The sequence below is a fragment of the Pseudoalteromonas sp. PS1M3 genome, assembly GCF_016865405.1.
Classification (GTDB): domain Bacteria; phylum Pseudomonadota; class Gammaproteobacteria; order Enterobacterales; family Alteromonadaceae; genus Pseudoalteromonas; species Pseudoalteromonas marina.
Map to the genome: position 1 here is coordinate 2097301 of NZ_AP022624.1, position 20596 is coordinate 2117896.

At 44.0% G+C, this 20596-nt stretch carries 8 protein-coding genes; all 8 read right to left on the reverse strand.

Annotated elements, in window-relative coordinates; translation table 11 throughout:
* Nucleotides 1-5 precede the first annotated feature (5 nt).
* The 8 genes from PS1M3_RS09565 to PS1M3_RS09600 are packed head-to-tail and all read right to left on the reverse strand — an operon-like array spanning nucleotide 6 to nucleotide 20593.
* A complete protein-coding gene (locus PS1M3_RS09565; protein WP_203983829.1) occupies nucleotides 6-11489 on the reverse strand; it encodes an LPD38 domain-containing protein in 11484 nt (3827 codons plus the stop codon).
* A gap of 2 nt (nucleotides 11490-11491) precedes the next feature.
* Nucleotides 11492-12673, reverse strand: a complete 1182-nt coding sequence (locus PS1M3_RS09570; protein WP_203983831.1) for a hypothetical protein — start codon at nucleotides 12671-12673, stop codon at nucleotides 11492-11494.
* Nucleotides 12674-12683: 10 nt separating this feature from the next.
* Nucleotides 12684-12920, reverse strand: coding sequence for a hypothetical protein (locus PS1M3_RS09575; RefSeq protein ID WP_203983833.1), 237 nt, complete (start codon nucleotides 12918-12920; stop codon nucleotides 12684-12686).
* Complete coding sequence (locus PS1M3_RS09580) at nucleotides 12920-13354, reverse strand: hypothetical protein (protein ID WP_203983835.1); 435 nt, start codon at nucleotides 13352-13354, stop codon at nucleotides 12920-12922. Before PS1M3_RS09580 ends, PS1M3_RS09575 begins: the two co-directional genes overlap by 1 nt.
* Nucleotides 13355-13363: 9 nt before the next feature.
* Entirely contained in the window at nucleotides 13364-13996 is a 633-nt protein-coding gene (locus PS1M3_RS09585) for a hypothetical protein (RefSeq protein ID WP_203983837.1), read from the reverse strand.
* A 2-nt stretch (nucleotides 13997-13998) separates the two neighbouring features.
* Nucleotides 13999-14415, reverse strand: coding sequence for a hypothetical protein (locus PS1M3_RS09590; protein WP_203983845.1), 417 nt, complete (start codon nucleotides 14413-14415; stop codon nucleotides 13999-14001).
* A 38-nt stretch (nucleotides 14416-14453) separates the two neighbouring features.
* Nucleotides 14454-18983: a hypothetical protein gene (locus PS1M3_RS09595; protein WP_203983847.1), complete on the reverse strand. Its 4530-nt coding sequence runs from the start codon at nucleotides 18981-18983 to the stop codon at nucleotides 14454-14456.
* Complete coding sequence (locus PS1M3_RS09600; protein ID WP_203983849.1) at nucleotides 18983-20593, reverse strand: hypothetical protein; 1611 nt, start codon at nucleotides 20591-20593, stop codon at nucleotides 18983-18985. Before PS1M3_RS09600 ends, PS1M3_RS09595 begins: the two co-directional genes overlap by 1 nt.
* Between the last annotated feature and the right edge of the window lie 3 nt (nucleotides 20594-20596).

A 20596-nucleotide genomic window follows, 5' to 3' on the forward strand; every position in this document is an offset into this window, starting at 1 on the left:
TATTTCTACCACTCCCCTAAATTCAACGTTACATAAGCTTTGTGATAAATGGCGTTTATTTTGCGCTGAATATCGTCCAGCTTTTCGCGCTTTTGTTTGCCATCTAATTTGTCATTATCATTTATCGCTTTTTGCATTTTTCGCAACTTAGAGATCATGCGCTGAACTTTAGCCAGCGTTGCTTTAGAACGTAACTTTTTACCATCCTTTTCTATAAGCTCTTTTTGTCTTGTAGTGTCGCCCAATTCCATTGCGCGTTTATAACTTCCGTAAGCTTGGTTTGCTGCGTCCAGGGCTTCATAAAAATCAGTAGAGAATTTAGTGTTAGTTTTTGGCCCGCTACCTTGATAAAACGCTTTTACTACAGGGTAGCGGCTCACTGGCGTATCTGGTGATACCTTACCTGTCATCATGCGCGCTAATATATCACTTGCGCCCAACACGTAACCGCCAATTGTACCAGTGTAGCCTTTTATCAAATGCTCTACTTTCTTAGGTGATACGCCAAACTGCTGAGCAATCGCTTTGGCCGTGTCGCTTGTGTAAGCGTTATAACGGTCCTCTGCTTGCTTGTTCTGATCGGCCATCCCCTCAATTGGCGAGCCTTTAAAGAATGATTTATTTATCATAACTTCCGCTGCAGGCAAGACCATTTGAGGTATTGGGTTTAACGCCATTGTATTGAATACGGCATTGGCAACCGACTTCCCTAAATCCTTATCTGTTTGCGTTCCCGTTCCGTAATGAAAAAGTCGCTCTGGTAGCGTGCCGAAAATAATGCCAAGCTCAAACGGTTTTGGCACTCTTATATGTTGACCATCTGCGAAAATATGCCAGTTCATATCCTTATCCCAATCAGGCAATTGCTGGTATTCTTCATCGTCATCATTAGCCCAAGCCAGGGCCATGCTAATTCCTGCGACTTTAATGCCTTTCATTGCTAGATTCGCACTTAGTACGCGCAATGCTCTATCGTCATTACTTGCTTTAGCTGCTCTAACAAGCTTGCTCATACCTTGCAGGCGCGCGTTAAAGAATGGGAGCATATCAATCATTGTGCCGATTAGTGCAAAATTACCTTTTAAGCTGTAGTCCATTAAATCTTTTGCTTCATACGCTGCTTGGCGCTTGCTTTTGCCTGCGGCGATCGCAGCTTCATAGGTGCTTAATCGGTTAGCATTTTCAACTTTGTCACTAATACCGCGATACTTCTCTAATAAAGTAGCGCCACTGGTAACAATGGTCGCCATGTACCCCTCAACTTCATTGCTACTCAAGCCTTTGGATCTAAGCGCTCGGCGCATTTGCTGTGCGCCGGCCTCTGGATCGGCACCATGAATGTAACCACCCTGGAACGCTGCGCCGCTGAATATTAAGTTGCGGTACGATTCATCTTCTTTGAATGCTTTTTTAAGTCCTTTCACGCTATCAGAGCCAAATGTAAAACCATCCTTATTGATCATCCAGGCATGGGCCGCATCACGTACAAAGTTTTTAAATATAAAATCTGGCGACAGTGTTATGCCTGCAGTCAAAAAGCGTTTAGCGCTTCGTCCTATTTTGTTAAAAAGGCTTCGACTACCAATGTCATTAACTTGAATTAGTGCTCTTAGTAAAGCAGGGTCGCTCACAACATAGGCTTGAGGCTTGCCGTTAACCATCACTTTGACTTTGCCAAGTTTATTTAAGTCTTGCTGACTTAAGCTTGCAATATCTTCACTTGTTTCAGATTTTAAATAATCAGTGCCATCAAGGTTATTAACAACCTCTTGCATAGCCTTGTTTTTCAATGACGCATCAATTAGCGTGCTTTGTCGTCCAATGATATTCTCAAGTAAGTCTTTGGTTGATTGCACGCCACCTTTAAGGGATTTGACTTGCGCTGACTGGCCCGCAATACCTTTGCGCGTGTGCGGCTCGACTATCATGCGCTTTATGTCGTCCATTTCTGGATCTGTTTCACCCATATCACGGAAAAATGGCACATAGTATTCTTCGTCAAAGCCTGAACGCTGCGCATCACTTAATAAGCCTGCTTGCTGAGCCATATCAAGAATAGCTGAGTTAATCTTGTTGTATTCTAAGCGCGTTTGCTCGAATAGGCGCTCTTTACCATTGGCAAGCGCTTTAAGTTCAGCAATATCACTATCGGTTAAGTTGTTTTCTCTGCCCTGGGCTTTTAACTGTTCAGCCCTGTGCGCGCCCATCCATGCAAGCCAGTTGTTAAGATCATCACCAACCATGCCAAACACTTCGAGTAAACCTTTAGTTCCCGCTTTACGTTGTACTATTCCATTACGCCATTGCGGTGCACCGTAGTTAAATACACCGTGTAGAACATCGGCCAAACCTGACGCAAGGCGCGCACTAACATAGCCTTGTCTATTTGGGTCTGTTACGCCGGCTGCTATTTCTGCGTTTTTAATGCCTGATAAGCCATCAAATATCCCTTCGTTTAATCGGTTCCAAAATGGCGAGCTCTTTAATGTATCAACTGTTTTGTTAACTTTATCTTTAGCCATATCTGAAAACGTTTTTGCTGCTTGTTCTTCAAGACCAAGCTTTTGTTTTGCTGTGCGGGTATCTTCTTCGGCGGTCCGGCTAAACTTAAATGGCTCTGTACTTCCTGATAGTTTATGAGCTTCATAATCGCTAATACCATCCTTCTCAAGATAACCGATAATGTCATCTTTAAGTTGAGGCGATAAATCAGAGAAGTCGCTGCTGTAAAAGTTATTTGATTTAGCGTCAAGCTCTGCTGAGACAGGGCTTATATCCCTAACCGTTAAGCCATTTTTAACAACTTGTTTTTCAAGTGGTGAATAGTCTGCCGTTAATGATTTTATAGACTTCTTAGCTGTAAAAGAGTCCGTACCCTCCCAAAACCCGTTAGGATCAAGTTGATTTAAAACAGACTCAATATCTGACTGCCCAAAGTTATCTATATTATTTACAACCCACTCTATAGGCTTTTTGACTTTATTAATGTTGATAGGCTTATCAATCTCGCCGTTAAAGCTGGCATTTTTACCAGTTGTTCGACTAAGTTTTTTGCCTGATTGACTGTAGACTAAGCTGCTTTCATTTTTGCCTGCCGGATTTCGTTGCGACTTAAACCCTTCAACGATACTTTCGAGCATATCACGCATAACGGTTATTTCATCATCTTCACGATAAACAATACCAAGCTTGTCTAGCTGCTTGCGAATAAAACGCTTAAGCGCTTGCCACCAATATTTTACCTCGCCTTTGCTTGGTTCATTTTCTACAAAGCGTGCAAATATTTCTTCTGCTTTAACGTCCTCGCTTGAATCCCAATAGTCTTTGTTCGCATCTTTCCAGTATTTCTCAAACGCTTTACGGCCTTTGGTTTTTTTAATGCGATCAATAAATGCTTTCTTAGCCTCTTTACCAATAACGGTATCAAGCCCACCATGCGCGATAGTTTCATGCGCTAGCGTTTGCTTTAAGTCTGTTACGCTATCAATGTTTTCTGCAATAACATAAACAGTATTGGACATTTCGCTATAAGCACCTTTAACGGTTGAACCATCCAGGCTCATGCGCCACATCTTTTCTGCTTCGGCTATTGTCTCAATAATATTAACGGTAATCCCATTGGCCCCGTTCAAGCTCTCGATAAAGTCGTTAGCAATTTCTTGAGCAATATCTAGCTTTACGCCTTTAGCTTTGTTTCTTGCTTTCGATTTAGAAAATAAACGTATTCCTTCACTTGTATTTTCACTTTCCATCGCATCAAATAGCGATTGGTAGGCCGTGTTTATTTGCTTCTGCTCAGACTTGTTAGGATAAGGATATGTGTTGCCACCCTCAAACCCTAGCGCCTCTGCTGCGCTCCATGCTTCATCGCTAACAACGTTCGCAAGATAGTCGTTCGCTACGCCCTGCTGTGATAACTTATCAATAATGTAAGTTTCAAATGACCTCGCTGTCATCTCTACATTTGTAGCCCAATAAGCTTTAGAACGTCTTGTGTCTAGCTCTCTTGATCTCTCGGGTAATCCACTTTGTATAACCGCATTTCTTACATGTTTAAACGCATTTGCCATTTCGGGCCGTATTTGATCGGTAGGCATCGAATAAGGCATATCAGTTATAAACTCACCTCTTGATTTTTGCTTTCCAAAATAATTATCAAGTGCGTGCCACCATTCGTGCGCCAATGATCCGGCTCCGGCCTTTTTGGTAAGGTTAATAACAACTGTGTCAGGCTCATAGTGTGCCGCTGCGGGCTCTTTCCCGCCCTTGCCACGCGCACCAAACGCCAAGCCTAGTTGACCGTTGAGGCTAAGTGCTTTTGGTTGAATATCCAATGCTTCGGCTAAATCAATAAGCCCATCATAAGCCTGGTTTAAATCTTTTTGTCTTTTGCTTTGTTCAACCCAATTACCAAACTCTACACCCCTAAAGCCAAACTCAGCGGTGAATATTTCGGGAGTTACGTTGCCAGCATATCGCTCCGGCCCTGCGCGTTCCTCGTTAACAGGCTTACGCATTTTCGGCGTTTCTTTCATTTGCTTCAGTGTTTTTTCTACTTCAGCCCTGTTTTCATTAAGGTACTGCCTTGCGTCAGTGGTACTCTTAAATTCTTTTATTTTTAATACGCCGCTAGCTCCTTTCCAGCCTAAGTAAGATTGCTTAGTGTACCTATCTACATAAACGCCAATATTGCTTTGCTTGCCGTTATTGCTCTTGCCACCTTTCGCCTGTTCCGATACAACTTGCTTTGATAATAGAGTTTGAACATCACTTAAGCTTTCGCTGGCACCTTCGTATATTGGCTTTGAATTTCGCTCTACAAAATAAAACGTCTTGCTTGGCGAGTATTTCTTACCGCCAAATACTGAAAAGCTGCCAGAAGAAATTCGATAGTCAGCAACACTTTTAACCGCTTCAACTTCGGCCTTTGCAATCGCCGGCACTGCGTTGACTATGGACGCTAAGGCGGGGCTATGATCTCTCATTTTTTCCATTACAGCGTTAAGATCTCGCTCCCCTGTTACGATTTGTTTTGCAAAGTTCTTTAAGTCACTTACTGTTTTGGCCCATCTAGCAACCTTTCTAGCTACTCTCGGCTTTGCTGGTATTTCACTACGCATCGCGGCCATTAGCGCTATTGATTCCGGGCTTGCGCCTTTTTCTGCAAGCTCTTTGTAATTAGGTTCAGGCCAAGATTTGCTTAGTGGCAATTCAGCCGCGTCTTGCTGCTCAATTATTGCCTCACTAAACCCAGCCCACGCATCTTTGCGTGCACCGCCTAGCTTTTCACCAAAATCATTAATGCTTTGCTGTGGGCGGTCTGGCTTATTGGTATTTGAATTATTAGGCTTGGTAGGCTCTGATTTAACAAGCACCCCCTTTGCCTCTGCGATGCCAGCTTCAATGTCGCTTTCGTATTCACCATCAAATAATTTCTTCTGAACCAAGTACCAGTTTCCGTTTGCATCCTTAACATCATCAACAAGCTTTAACACTCGCTTTTCTAACGCGCTGCGCTTGGTGTAACTGTTCAGTGAATCTTTAAGATCTGCGCCAAGCTGGTCAATTTCGCCGCCTATATTTGCAGGCTCTTTTGCGGAAGGTTTTTCACTGCTATTTATGCTCTCTGCTGGCTTTTCAAGCACTATGACTTTTGTATTTACGCCGGTTGGATTTAGTGAGCTTTTAAATGCGTTGGCCGGCAACTGCTGCTGCTCAGCATCTAGCGAATCCAACCATTCTTTGAATGACTTGTTGGTTTTGTTGCTGCGATCGCCCGCCATGCTCGATGTAATAGCTACAAGTTTGCCGCCAGGCTTAAGCATTTTATAAGCGTGTTCAACATGCGCTATGTCTTGATCGTTGCTAAATGGAGGGTTCATTATTATGCGGTCATAATCAGCTTTAGGCGAATACTCTAAAAAGTCACTACCAACTAGGTTATGCCCCTTTTCTTGTAGTATTTCTCTAAGCTGCCCGCCCATTTCAACAACATCAACGCTTGCGCCTTTTTCTTTTGCAGCGTCCGCAAGCAACCCGTTTCCTGCCGATGGCTCTAGCACCTTCATTCCCGGCTCAATATCTGCCATTTCAGCAATGTCGCCAGCAAGACTTTCAGGCGTTGGAAAGAAATCATTAAATGCGTTTCTATTTCCTAACATTGTTCGTTGCAAGTCTCTTTCCATTTTGCTCAACTTGCTTGGTGCTTTACCTGCAGAGCTATTTTCGCTTAAATTCATGTACTCAATTAATGCAGTTCTAAGTGTCGGCACATTAGTAATACCCATTCTATCTAGGCGCTTATAGTTTGCAGCGGCATCACGTAGCATGTCGTATTGGCTAAGATTGTTTTCTATGTAATCAATATATTTAGGGATCAGGCTATCATCAATATCAATATAGTCTTGATCGCTCTTGCCTTTGACTAGCGCGTTCATCTTGCGACCCAGCAACACAAAGCCTTTAGTATCAGCCATATCGCGAGCAATTTCTTTTAGCCTAAATACCTTTGTGGTTTTTAAAGGCATTCTTGCGTGCTTCGCTCTTTCGGCCTTTGATACTTCGGCTTTAAATGTTCTTCTGCTGTTTCCGTCTTTATCTACTTGGCTTTCTGGCGCGCTATTAACTAGGCCTCTTGCTAGTGAGTTTAATAGCTCAACCTGTACTTTTTGAGTCGCATTTTTTAACACTATCGTGTCTGAACCGGGTAGCTCTCGCATTATCTTGGATAGCTCAATTTCCTTTTCTGCTTTTGCCGTTGCCGCTTCAGCTTCGCCAAGGCGTTTAATGGTGTTTGTTTTTCTATCAGCGTTTAAAGCCTCGCTTGCTCGCTGCTCGGCTTTTTCTGCCATGGCTTTTAGCTTGTCCGCATTTTTCTGGCTTTTCGCCTTCTGCCTTTCAGCCTGCTTCTCTGTGGTGTCTACAGTTTCACCGTTAACCCACCCGCTAAATAGCTCGGCATCTTCTATTGATTTAAAATAAAAGTTACCTTTGTAATAGCCACCACCCATTGAGCGGGCAAAATTTGCAGCCTCCTTAAACGCATCTTTACCAAGACGACTGATCACTTGAACGTTAAATATCTTATCGCCGGTTTTTCCGTGAACGCCCTCAATAGGCTCTCCAAGTTCAACATCCCCACCTGTTTTAAGCCCTTCTTTTTCAGTTGGCTTTTCGTTTTTGCTAGCGATGGTTTCACCCGCAATTAGCTTGTCGTATTCTGCTTGTTGCTCGGTGGTTAGACTGTCTTGCCCTTGTGCTTTGATCTTCGCCTTGTAGTCATCCAGTGTTTGAGGGTTTTTCAGTTTATCGAGGTACTGATCAAGCCTTTCTTTTTGTGCGTCTATTTTTGCTTTTTGCTCTTGTGAATATTCTGCGACCTGTTGGTCGGTTAGCGAGTCAACATGCTTTTTAGCATCTTTTATTTTATCCTCAAGCTTGTAAGACGTTGTTGATATTATGTCGCTTTTATTGCCAATAAACATAAAGCGAGAAAACATATCTCTATAAGCGCTATCAACTAAGTCTGCTTTTTTAGTATCAGACCAAACATGACCGCTAACCAATCTAGTTAATTGTTTTTTGTTTAATTTTTTAAGCTCGCCTTTTACTGACTCTTGATTATCAGCCAAGTAATTAAGCACATTTTTAATCTGCTCTGCGCTATTTAGTTCGCCATCACTTATAGACTTAGCCATTGCATCATAGGCATCAAGGCCGGACTCTATACCTGCATATAAACCATTATCTATAGCTTCTTGTAGTACTTGTTTAGCATTTTGTTTAACTTCAATTAATATAACATCTGCTTCAATCCAATTTTTTTCTGATTTATTTTCCATTTTAACAGTAGCACCTATTTTATTTCCTTTTTTACGAATTTCATAAACTTTAGTTACTTCCATATCATCAGGAATACTATCAGGATCTACTTCATAACCTTTTTCATTAAATATGATATTACTATCTAAACTTGTATTACTTCTTGCATCTTTATTTTTATTACTTTTATTAAACGTAAATGAAGTTACTTCAACCCCATCTTTTGTTTCAGTGTTTTCATAGTAAGTATATGTATTACCTTTTTTATCTTTTCTAGTAAAGTGAGGTAATGATTTTTCACTTTTAACCGGTTTACTTACATCTTCCTCTGTATCCCATGGAGGAGTATCTTCAACTGCATCAGTAGTATCATTTAATACTTCTGGTGGTGTTTGCTTGACCGCTGCTTGACCGCTGCTTGATGTGTCATTTCCCTGCCTTTCTTCCCCTTTTTGCTCTTTCTGTATGTAATAAACGGCCCATGTTAGCTCGTCTATTTTTTTGCGCGTCTTAGCGTCTAGCTGGTATATGCCATCTTTAACTTGATTGTCAGGATCGTTGCTTAGCTCCTTAATCCATTCGTCTAGCTCGTTAGCTGTATAGTTTTTTGAAAGCTCTACACGATCCCATCCGTACACTTTGCGTTTTTTTGTGTTGGTTGAACTATCTTCAATTGCAGAATCTTGTTCAATCAGTGGCGGTTCGCTATCACCAAACAGATCAGGGCCGCTGTCTTGCTCTGTAGCTTCTGGCTCTGCGACTGTTTCTGTAATAGGTGCGGTATTAGGTGCGGACGTTTCCGTATTAGGTGCGGATATTGAGTCGCGTATTTGTTGGACCATTGAAGGATTGGTGTGCCAACTATCCCACGCTTTAACTTCGTTTGCCAGCTCGTTTGTTCGCTCTTTCAATGCTTTAGGGTCTTTTACATTAACGCCCTCTGCGGCTGCTATTTCTGGCTTTTTGGCTGCGCCACGGATAGCAGACAAACGGTTTCTAATTTCGCGCTGCTTTGTTGCGGCCACTTTCGCCATTTGCTCGGCTTCTTGCATAGCTGAGTCATCAAAGCCAAATAAGTCGCCGCTCTGTCCGCCTTGGTCTTGATTTGCATCTAATGCCGATACGGCGTGAATTAAGTTTTTTGCAAACGTAATTGAACGCTGATCATCGGCAATTGATTTGATACCTAATACTTGTAAACGCTCATTACCTGGTGCGGCATCGGCTATTGCTTCGGCTGCTTGGGCGCTGATCCGCCCTGTCCTCTGCGCTTCAATTGTTTCATTAGTCGCACTATTTGCGATTTTGAACGCTGTTCGCCCTGTTGCTCTGTCGAGTAACCCATACTGTTTTGCTTCTGACTCGGTGATCCCATCTTGTTTAAATAGTTCGACATAATCTTCTACCTGCCCTTTATCTTCTCGAATGTTTAATATTGCGTCCAAGCGTTTACCATCGTCTGCGGTAAAGCCGTCTGACTCATAGTGATACTGCGCCGGTATGTTTTCAACACCATCACGTTTTGCTAAGTCAAAGCGGTGACGGCCTGTTATTATTTCTTTGTTGCCATTATTGCGCACCCACACTTGAACCGGTGACATACCCACTGGATCAAACTTACCTGTTAGCGGCTCGACAACACCGTCAGTATTTGAGCCCGACTTAAATTGCGGTATATCTTTAGATAATGATAGCTCACTTACCGGCGTGTCAATAACTTGAACGCCATTAACTTTATCATTAACAGCAATCTTCTTATCTTCTTCATCTGGTCTTGATGCGTCAACGTTTAAAGATAAAGCCTCGCCCCCTTGCGGGTCTGGTTGCGCTTGCTCATCCTGTTCATTTTGCGCAACCGTATCAGTTTCAGGACTTTGCTCCGCTGCTGCCTGCTCTGAATCTTGCTTAGCGCCATCATCCCCTTTAATCGTCCAGCCATAACCATTGCCATTACTAAGTCTAACCGCTTTTGTTTTTTGGCCTGCTCTTCGCGCTGCGCGTGCCTCGTTACTTAATAGTGCGTCACGCCTTGTTTTAAATGGTTTACCGTTAATATCAACGGTAACTCCACTCTCAATTTCTTCGTTAAGATAAACCTCATTACTTTCATCAGCGCGGCCGTCATTGCCTGCAAAAATAATATCTTTTTGTTCAATGCCTATAGGCTGCTCTCTTGATGGTAACTTGTCTTGCTCTGGCACTGTTTGGCCGTCAATTACTGCGGTATCAAGCGCAGGCCTGTCTGGGTTTGCGCTTGCTTGATCGTCGCCACTTAAGAGCTCGCCGTTGTACGTGTATTTAATTGGGCTAAAACGATCTTCTGGTGTTGGTGACTTGTCAAAAGCCGCCGCTTTTACGCGCTCGTCTACAGTAGGCGCGTTATTTCCTGCCTCTAAATCTCTTAACGACTGCTGCGCCGGACTTGTAAGCATATCACCGTACTGGCCTGCCGCTTTTGCTGTCTGATCAAAGCCTGCTTGCCTTGCGGCTGTTGGCGCATCGTAGTTAACATCATCATTTTTAAATACAGGCGTTTCGGTATCTTCTGGTATCGTTTGCGCTTGCTCTGCTTCTGGTGCTGTCACCGGCTCTGCTGCGGCTGCAAACACAGGATCATCAATACCAAATTTTTCTTTCATTGTACGGGCAACAATTGCTGCGGCTTCGGCCTCTGTAAAGCCTTGCTTAATTGCAGAGTCGTACTGCTGCTTTTTAACAGTTTCAATCGCTTCTTCTGGCGTTGCGCCTGCTTCAACAAGCTGATCGGCACCATTTTTAACTGCTTCTGCTGATTTTTGTTGATAGCCCATAGCCTTTTGTGCCGTTTCTGAGCCGGTACGCATCACGCCACCCACCAAAACGCCACCAACAAACGCCTCGTCTAAGCCTTCAAATTCATCAATGCTCTTGCCTGCGCCCCATTGCGCTAACGCTTCTTGCCCTGTTTCGGTTAAGCCCTCCATGCCTGCGCCTTTTAGTATGCGCTTAGCAAAGCTTGGATCGCGCACTGCTTCAACCAGTTCGCCACGCCCCATGCGTTTAGCAGTTTCAACAACGCCATCTTTAAGAATGTCTTTACCAAGTTGGCCCATGCTCACCTTGATACCTAAACGCTCAAGTAGCATTTGCCCTGCGCCGGACGCAACCGCTTTGACTTCGTCTTTTTCACCTTCGGGTTGTTTTTCATAAGCTTCGTTAGATAAACCGCCTGCCATACCAAACGCGCCGACACCTGTAGCCGCACCCGCCATATAAGGCAATGAGCCCGCCACAAGTTCACCTGTGTAGCTGCCTAAGTCGCTAAGCCCGCTAATATCTTTATACGAACCAACAGTAGGCTTATAGGCTTTCTGTTCTTCTACGTTGCGATCAATACCTTTTTGCGCCCACTGAGATAAAGAGCCGCCTTGACCAATAGCTTTACCTATTGCGTCCGTTTGTTCTTCTTCTGGTACACCAACGTCAGTAAAACCTTTAACCGCGCGATAACCTAGCTCTTGCACCTTATCTACGCCTGCGCCAAATGCTGCAGATAAACCGCCCTCGGCTTCTGGCTGGCTTGGCTTTATAAGCCCACGGCTTACCGCTTCGTCATACATGGCTTTGTGGTTGCCTTTTAATAGGCCGCGTTCGTTTGCTTCAACTAATAATTGTAATTTATCTGCCATGTTTATTGCGCTCCTAACGCACCAGTAAGTTGCTGTATTAATTCGTCATCGCTAAGCCCATCAAGGTTGACACCTTTGCCAGTGCCGGTGCCTTTTTCGCCTTCGCTAGACTCTACGCCATACGCTTTTTTCAACTGGTTAACTCTGCTTTCATAAAGTGCTGATACGCGCTGCTTAGCTGCTACTCGTTCTTCATCGCTTGAATATTCCATAACTCCCGCACTCTCAATCTTGGCAAGGGCTTTAGTCATTTCATCTTGAATAGAGTTAAGTTGTTTTTGATAGTCGTTACCGCCACGGCTTGCGCTCGCTTTTGTGCCACGACCAAAGTTAGCCGCAACCTCTGCGCCCATTTTATCCCAATACTCCGGGCGCTCTATAACGTCTGTCATAACGGCGCGCGCTTTAATGGTGCCAACCAATTCTTTAGGTGTGTAAGTCATTACCGGGTCGTCACCTTCAGCGGTTCGGCCCTTGGTCATTGGCTTTATTTCTTTTGAGCCATTTTCATACGTAACCTGTAACGCCAGGGCAACACTTCCATCTTCACGCTCTGCCGGTACAAAGCCGGCAAAGTTAACGCTGGCAATTTTCGACTTAACTGTTTCGTCATACTGACCAACAGAGGATTTTATTTTATCGCCAAACACTTGATCGAACAGTTTGATTGTCTCCGGCGAGTTAGCTTCGGCCATGTTTCCGCTTTTGATAACAGTATCAAGCTTTGTGCTTAGCCCTTTTACGGCTTCGCGATACTCGGGCTTAAGGTAAGTTCGCGGGTCCATCCCTTTGTTTCGTGAAAGTACATCGTTTAAATCTTCGGGTACTTGGCCTGTTTCTCTGAATGACTGCCACGCTACAGGTATTGCCTGCTGATCTTTCTGCCACTGCGCCTGTTGTGTTTGGTAGTTTTGCTGCCACTGCCTTTGCAGCTGGTTCGCTTCAAGCGTGCTTTTGCGGTAATCCGCGGTTGCTTTAGCCTGATCTTTACGATAAGTAACGTCCTGCTCGCGATTGTCTTTTCGTTCTTCATCTAACTTCGCTTGTCGATCTAAACTATCTTGATAGCGTTGGTCGTTGCGTTCATCCATATCAGCAAGGCGAGCTTTATTGTCCTTGCGTGCTTGATAGCGTTCCATCATTTCAAAGCCCTTTAACGCCCCGTCTAAAAATGCGCCTGCCATACATTACCCCTTAAAGTGAACCCGCAGCAAAACCAATTACACCACCAATCGCAGCCCCAACAGGACCGCCCAACATTGCGCCAGCCATTACGCCTGTACCAAACCCGCTCATTTGTGCGCTTTTTTGCTGCTGCTTTAGGTTTTCGTTAGTCATTTCGCGGTTTTGTTCCATATCTGACAATGTTTTTAGTGAGCCCAAAGCTTTATTTTTCGTGCTTTGGCCCGCTTGCATAATTGAATAAGCCATTATTTACCACCTATGTCGGCTAGGGATTTAGGCGCGCCGCCTTGCCCGGTTAAAATTTTATTTTGCAAATCGTCTACAGACTCGCGCGTTTCGTTATTTACAGACGCGGTTGTTAGCCCTTTTAATAGGCCGGTATTTGCTTTGCTTTGCTTTGTGTCGTCTGGTGTTAACCCGTAACGGCCCAGGCGTTGAGATTCAGACACCTTGGATTGCGCAAAGGATGTAGATATATTCTGTTCATTGCGGGCCATTTGCTCGTTAAGTAGCTTGTCGCTTGTTGCTAGGCCAAACAATTCCTCTTGCACGGGTAAAAATCGGTTCTTATAATCTTCAAATTGCTGGCGTGTTAAATCAGCAAGTGCGTTTTGGTACTTATCAACTCTGATCTCTGAGTTATCAATACCGTAAATGTCATATTCAAAATCATCACTCATAATCTACTCCTATGTAGCCAACCCATCACCATAAGCGTTTGGATTGCCCGCTATAACATTATCCATATCAGCCAGGCTTTTTGTGTCTGGTAAGTTTTTGTAGTAACTACCGGCTGCGCCCGCTATTGCGCCCGCTGCGCCTAAAACAGAATCCGTTTGTTGTCTGCTATTGCTTGCATCATTAAACGCCTTACGCTGTGAACTGGTGGCTATATCGCTAAGTGTTGCGGTAGCCTCTTGAGACTGCCCTTGCCCCATAGCCATAACATTACTCATTTTTCCTACGTACCGTTCTTGGCCGGCCACCTGAGATCGTGACTTAGCATCACTGGTAACAGACGCTTCGGTGTCAGACATATCGCTAACAGCATCTTTAAACTTCCCACTGTTAGGGTTTATACCGCTTGCCTTCATGTTTGAAAGTCCGCCCTCGCTGGCTTCTGAAAACGACTTTTTATAGCCAAGATTGGTATTCTCGGATATATCATCATAAACACTTTCGTCATTGGCCTGCTTAGCATCTTCAATAACCTGATTTTCAAATGGAACAATGTTCTCTTGGTAGTAGCCCCATTCCTCGGCATATACTTTTGCTAGCTCTTTTTCATATTCGGTTTCTTTAACGTCAGTAGAACCGCCCATGCTTAACCTCTAATATAATTGCGCCATACTTTTAGACCTTTACGCTCACAAGCGAGCCGCCACCCATGACGGGGAGCTGCTTTATTAAAGCCCTTTCTAGCTGTTAAAAATTCGATGAATGAAGCATTGCCACGCTTAGCAAGCTCAATAATGTGTGGTTGATAGCGGATCATTGCGTTCCCGCCATGGCAAGACGCGACAGTGATCTCAATATATGTTTGGTTTTCAATGTGGCGGGGCCACAAAATAAAGAAACCATCGGGAGCCAAAAACAAAAAAGCCCACTCATTTGAGCAGGCTTCGTTTAATTTTTGGTATAGGTGTGGGTCGTTTGCAATATTACCTATTCGAGTTATTGGCTCTTTAAGCCGGTCACGGTGTTTGAACCATGACACGCATTGCAAGTCAGACTTATCCATTATGTAGAAATACTAACCTATATTGGGGGGTTTATCCATTAAGACAGTGAAGAAGCCTTTTTAAATATTTGAACCAGGACGTTTTGCGTTAACAATGGCGTGCCGGGATAAACAGTTTGACTAAAACCGCCGGAGCTATTAGTTTCAACACCTCTATTTGTTTCCATTCGCAATGATAGCGTACCGCTTATTGATGGTGGCATATCAATAAGTACATCTTCAATTAGTCCAGTGGTTCTATCTACAAGTTTATTGAAAATGCGAGTAGAACCTTTGTATATTCTAAAGTAAAAATTCGTACTTTGGCTGTCGCCGTAAGTTACTGTGAACTCTGCCTTTCTAATGTAAAGCGTTCTATCGAAAGATGCGCTACCAATGCCTAATGTGGTTATTTCTGTTTCATCGTTTGCATCCATGGTTATATGTTGAAACGGCTTTATTGCTGTATCAGTAATGTCGCCTTGCATATTTTCCGCGTACACGGTGCCAAAAAAGCTTGCGTTATTACCAAACAATTCATTGATATACGCCTGGTCTATTTGCGCAGAACCAATCGCGCCATTAGCAATGTATGTAGTTACGTTCGAACTCAATATTTTACTAAGTCCTGCAAATGGACCAAGAGAAGGCTTGCCGGTTACATCGTCATAGGCAATTGAGTTTAAGTAAGCTAGATTGCCAAAATTTGGCTTTCCTGTGACTTCATTAAACGAAAGTGAACTCTTAGTTGCAAAACTTCCAAGCCCTGTAATTTTCGATGAAGGTATTGCGCCGGTTGATGACATAACAATGTTGCCGCTACTGTCTTTAATGGTTACAGACTCTAGCGTTGCGCTTTTTGCGAGCATGTTACCGTTCGGATCAATCGAAAAGTTATTGCTTCTTGCGCCGTTGCTTGGGTTATAGTTTATAGAAGGTGAAGTAAAGCGAGATCCAACTATTACCCTGTTAGCAAGTAAGTCGTCAGTCACCAGGCTTTTAATAAATGCCTCGTCAATAATGGCAGTATTTATAACCGTTTTACCATCTGAGACAGCAAAAACAGGCGTTAAGTTGGTAGGATCTTGATCCGTTATAATTGAGAACTTAGCACCTTTAACCGCAAATATAGGGTCCACCCCATCATTTACTAGGCCAACACTAGATTGCAGGCCGTTAACGCTAGTCTTAACGCCCCATAAAGCAGAGAATACACCTTCGTTAGTCGCAACTGTTTGGCCTAGCACCTGTAAAGATGCGCCAACACTATTGCCTTGCTCGTCCTCAATCTCGGATTTTAATAGCTGATTAGATACCGTTATAGCCTGCCCGACTTCGGCAGAGGTTAAGTAATCTGATTGCAGCGTAGATTCAACGCCCTCAATTTCTGAGCTTAACTGAGTTTGAGCGATTGATATTGCTTGGTTTACTTCAACGGTTGTTAAGTAATTAACATGCAAATCTGCGCCAACACTATTCCCTTCAGGATCCTCTATCTCACTTTTAAGTTGCGTTGTTGCTTCACTTACTGCGCTATCAGTTGCGGTTTTCGTGTAGTAATTAAGCTGCAAATCTGCGCCAACACTATTGCCGTTTGGATCCTCTATGGCAGACCTTAAAGCAGTGTCGGCACTGGCGATCGCTTCGTTAACGTCTGCGCTAGTAAAGTAGTTGTTAACTAAGTCTGATTTTACATCGCCAAGATCACTGTCTAGCTTTATAAAGTTTTGAGCTTGAGATTGCGCACTTGTAGAGAATGTAGTTTGTAACTGCTCAATGCTAGCGTTGCTTTGCCCTATAGCAGAGTTTAAGGCGAAAATTGATTCAGATAACGCCTGCTGCTCGTCAGCGAAAACATTTTGTTGGTTTATTATTTCAGCCTCTACAACAACCCTTCTTTCATAGAGTAAGTCATTATCTAGCGCCCCCTCAATAAGCGCCTGCGCTGTTGGCTCAAACTCTGCTCTTAATAACTGCGTTGATTGCGCACTTGATTCGTCCGCGTCAGCCTTGGTTTCATATTCATTGAATAGCGTTGCGCCTAGACTGTTCCCGTTAGGATCTTCAATCGCGCTTTGCAGTGCGGTTGTCGCTTCGCTTATTGCGCTGCTGGTGTCAGTTTTAGTTGAGAAGTTAGCGTATATGTCAGCGGCTAAGCTTGAGCCGTTGGGATCTTCAATCGCACTTTGAAGCTGCTCTGTCGCTTGCGAAATTGCTAGGCCCGTTTGCGTGCTGGTTAGATAGTTTTGATAAAGGTCTGCGCCAATGCTCGCACCTTCAGGATCTTCTATATCGCTTTTCAATATAGTTATAGCCTGGCTTGTTGCTTCGTCCGCCTCGACTTTCGTGTAATAGTTTAGCGATAGGCCGGAACTTAAATTATCTATATCAGTTTGTAGCTGCGTACTTACTTGCGCTATCGCGTTGTCGGTTTCCGCTTGCGTGTAATACGTGCTATTTAGTACCGCGTTAAACCCATCCTCGACTTGAGATTTTAAAGCGGTTGTCGCTTCGCTTATCGCTGTTTCAGTATCAACCTGTGTAAGATAATTTACCTCTAAGTAAGAAAAATTATCCTCTATTTTTGTGTCTAGCTGAAAAATGCTTTGTGCGCTGGATGAAATTTCACTCGATAACGCATCGGTCAATTGGGTAATACGTGCGCTACTTTCATTAAATTGAGTTTCTATATTCTCAATTGAAAGGGCTTGAGCCTGGGCCTCGTTCGTTATTGCTTCTTGCGTTCTAAGAATGTTCGCCGTTATTTCAAGCTGTCGATCGTTCGCCTCGTCATAAGCCAGGGCATTATCTATAAGCGCCTCTGATATTGGATCAAACCGACTGTCTAACTCAAATATCGCGCGTGATACGGCTTCTTCGGTGTCAACTTTTGTTGAGTAGTCATTGAATAAAGTAGCCCCCAAGCTTACGCCTTCGGGGTTCTCTATTTGAGACTTTAAAAACTGTGAAGAAATGGCAATAGCCTGGTCCGTTGCGGCGCTGGTGTAATAGTTGTTAGTTAGGTTGCTGTTTACCGTATTTATTGCACCATCTATTTCTTGCGTTACCTCTGCGCCTAGTTGTGTCGTTGCCTCACTAATTGCGTTATCGGCTTCGGTTCGCGTGTAGTGATCTGTTTTTAGTGTTGCGCCAATACTGTTGCCATTGGGGTTTTCAATTTCACTTTTAAGCTGCTGCCCGTATGCTGCGATAGCGGTGTCAGTATCAACGCTGCTGTAGTAGTCATTGTTAATTAAAGCGCCCAGGCTATTACCAGTTGGGCTCTCTATCTCCGACTTTACTTGCTCTGCTGAAAGGCTTATTGCGCTATCCGCCTCTACTACTGTGTAGTATTGGGAGTCAAGCAATGCGCCTATACTGTCGCCGTTTACATCCTCTATCTGTGACTTTATTTGTTGCGATGCCGTTGCGATTGCCTGATCTGTTGTTGCTTTCGTGTAGTACGTACTTTCAATGTCGCCAGATAAAGCAAGCCCTGTTGCCTCTATTTCAACACGTATCGTTTCTGCTGCGGCTGCGATCACCTCGTTTGCTTCTGCTTTGGTAAAAACCTCAGACTCTATTCGAGCGGTAACATCACCAAGCGAGCTTTCAAATTCAATAAGCTTTGTCGTGTTGTTTTGCCAATTAATATCGCTAGTTAGTGCACTCTCTATTAGCTGCCTTGCTAGCGAGTCACTACCTACCTCTACTGATTCAACTCTTTGCTTGGCATTGTCTGCTATTTGCCTTGCTGACTCTGTATCGTTCGATAAATCGGTTAGCTCTTGCTTTATTTCCGGCAGTTCATCACTTAAGCCTTGAATTGCATCTTGAATAATCGGTATATCTTCAAGTGATTGATTAACGCCCGCTCGTAAAGACTGAATATCAACGGAAAAGTCATCTATGTTCACTTTAAGTGCGGGTATTTCGGTTTCTATAATGTTACTAAGCAGAAAGTCAAAAGCAGGGATCTTGCCTATTTCAGACGTTAAAAAATCCCCTAGATGCGAGTTCTCAATTTTACCGCCTATTTCAGATAATATTGCTGCGGCAGACTCCACCGTTTTTGCAAAGACACCATTTGCGCCTTGCGTTGGCCCTCTTACATCAGCCACATTTACAAAGCGGACCCAATAGTAAAACTCAGCCCCCATGCTAACCGAGTCGCTAAATATATCCGCAACTTCGGTAGCTATAAGTGATGCCTCACTAAATGAGTTGGTTTCACTTCGCCATACCTCTGCGTAAGCATGGCCTCTGTATGTTGGGCTATCCCATCTAACCGCAACAAACGTGAACCCGCCGGTTGCGGTAAGGTTTATTGGTGCGTGTGGATTTTCAACGCCCCCGGTTGTAATGGGTAGCCCGCCATCATTGGTGCCGCCACCTTTAGCGCTATTGATTAGCGCGTTGCGTTTCATATCATCCAGGTTGACTAAATCGCTAACAAGTAAGGCGCGATTGTTACCGCTACCTCGCTGACCCGTTAAAATTTCAATGCTTTCAGTAACCGCGCTTTTCTCAGCGGTTTGCTTGCCTTGCCTTGCGATACCAGGAAAAACACCCTTTTTTAACTTAGCCATTAAGCGGCGACCTCGCGCATTGTTGTAGCAATAGAAACACTGTGAATTGTTGCTTGGCCGTAAACTTCAAAAGACCATGAGTCACCGCGCGTGTTTGGCAATCTAAATGCCGATAGCGGCACTTCACCAGGAGCAAGGTGTAAAACTTCCGCTTCATCTGCGAATATACGCAACCCTGCTAGGTTTAAGTTAACACCTTTAACCATCGCGCAAGCAAAGCTTAAATCGTTTGCTGAAAAGTCTTTAGAACGCCATTCATACGCCATGTAAGAAGGGCTAGACTCCCACTTGCTCAAGTTTGCCCCTTGGCATATATAAAGCGCGTCATCAACTAAGCTGTTAAAACCGCAATTTGCTGTTGCTGTAAAGTGTCTAAAGTCGCCAGTGCTAGGATCAAAGATAAATGCCTTGTCTAATTCAGGACCGTAAAAAGCTAAGTACCGCCCTTCCTGGTGGTAAGCCTCTATCGTTTCAGGCTGGTACTGCTGCCATTGCTCGCGCGTGATCACCTGTCTTGTTAGTGACGTTAAACCGCCACTGGTTAAACCTACTAGACCATCCGGGCTTGCGTATATAAGCGAGCCATTTACTATCACTGCAGATCGCGCGCTTGTGCACGCCTGGTTAGACTCAAGCTTTTGCCCTGCCATTGAGTCGGGATTTATGCCGCTAAATAAATACGGGTAGCCCTCTGTTAGTACCGCAAGCGTATTACCCAAAGCCGCAATTGTTACAATGTCATGCTCTGTTGTCTGCTGGTAGCCAGTAGGCCAGGCATAAGGTAAGTAAGACTCGCTAAAACAAACAGTGCTATCAAAAAAGCCGGCAAAAATACCGTTTGCCATCGACGTTAAGCCTTTCATGTTTTCGTTCGGCATTTCATAGTCGTATGTATCAAGTGATGATCCTAGTTCGTCCGTTGGAATATCATCAACAAATTGATTTTGAGAAATAGGAATTTCAGCAACAAATAAATAATCAGCAATGCCGCCGCCGGTTGCTGTGCGATATATTCTGCGGTGAGTAATGTTTGACGCATTTACATTTGGCGGTGATAAAGCAAGCGACACGTAAGTGCCTTCTTCGTCAGGGTATCTAATATCTATCCGCGCAGACGCTTCGCCCGGTGGCCCTTCTTCGCCTTGCTCAGTAACAAACGTGTGAGTGTAGTACCTGGTTTCATCATCGTTAGGGTCCACTTCATCATTTGCATCTTCTGATACAACGGCAATGATAGCTGTCTCTGGTGATTGAATACCTAAACGGTAGGCGCTTGCAGGCATATTTGAACCGCTAAAAATAACGTTGTTCGTTACTTTAGGGTAGCCATCGCCGGTAAAGTAAACTCGCTGCCAAGGATCGTTAGCAATCGGGCTCGCAACGGCGTTAACTGGTTTATCCCATGCAAACCAGTATTCATTTAGATACTGGTAAATTGTTTTTGCATTTGGAATAACAGCTATGCCGGTAAGTGATGGGCGCTTTAAAGGTGAAAGGTTGCCATTGTCAAAATGGCAACCATACGCTTTTGATGATGATTCGTTTGGAAGTAAACGCGGATCGACTTTAGGCCGTTCACCGGCAAAAGTTTTAACGGATATTGCAGGCATAGG

Bases quoted from the DNA above. Each gene is read 5' to 3' on its own strand.
- PS1M3_RS09570 (WP_203983831.1), bottom strand. From the start codon at position 12,673: ATGGCAGGCGCATTTTTAGACGGGGCGTTAAAGGGCTTTGAAATGATG.
- PS1M3_RS09590 (WP_203983845.1), bottom strand. From the start codon at position 14,415: ATGGATAAGTCTGACTTGCAATGCGTGTCATGGTTCAAACACCGTGAC.
- PS1M3_RS09585 (WP_203983837.1), bottom strand. From the start codon at position 13,996: ATGGGCGGTTCTACTGACGTTAAAGAAACCGAATATGAAAAAGAGCTA.
- PS1M3_RS09600 (WP_203983849.1), bottom strand. From the start codon at position 20,593: ATGCCTGCAATATCCGTTAAAACTTTTGCCGGTGAACGGCCTAAAGTC.
- PS1M3_RS09580 (WP_203983835.1), bottom strand. From the start codon at position 13,354: ATGAGTGATGATTTTGAATATGACATTTACGGTATTGATAACTCAGAG.
- PS1M3_RS09575 (WP_203983833.1), bottom strand. From the start codon at position 12,920: ATGGCTTATTCAATTATGCAAGCGGGCCAAAGCACGAAAAATAAAGCT.
- PS1M3_RS09565 (WP_203983829.1), bottom strand. From the start codon at position 11,489: ATGGCAGATAAATTACAATTATTAGTTGAAGCAAACGAACGCGGCCTA.
- PS1M3_RS09595 (WP_203983847.1), bottom strand. From the start codon at position 18,983: ATGGCTAAGTTAAAAAAGGGTGTTTTTCCTGGTATCGCAAGGCAAGGC.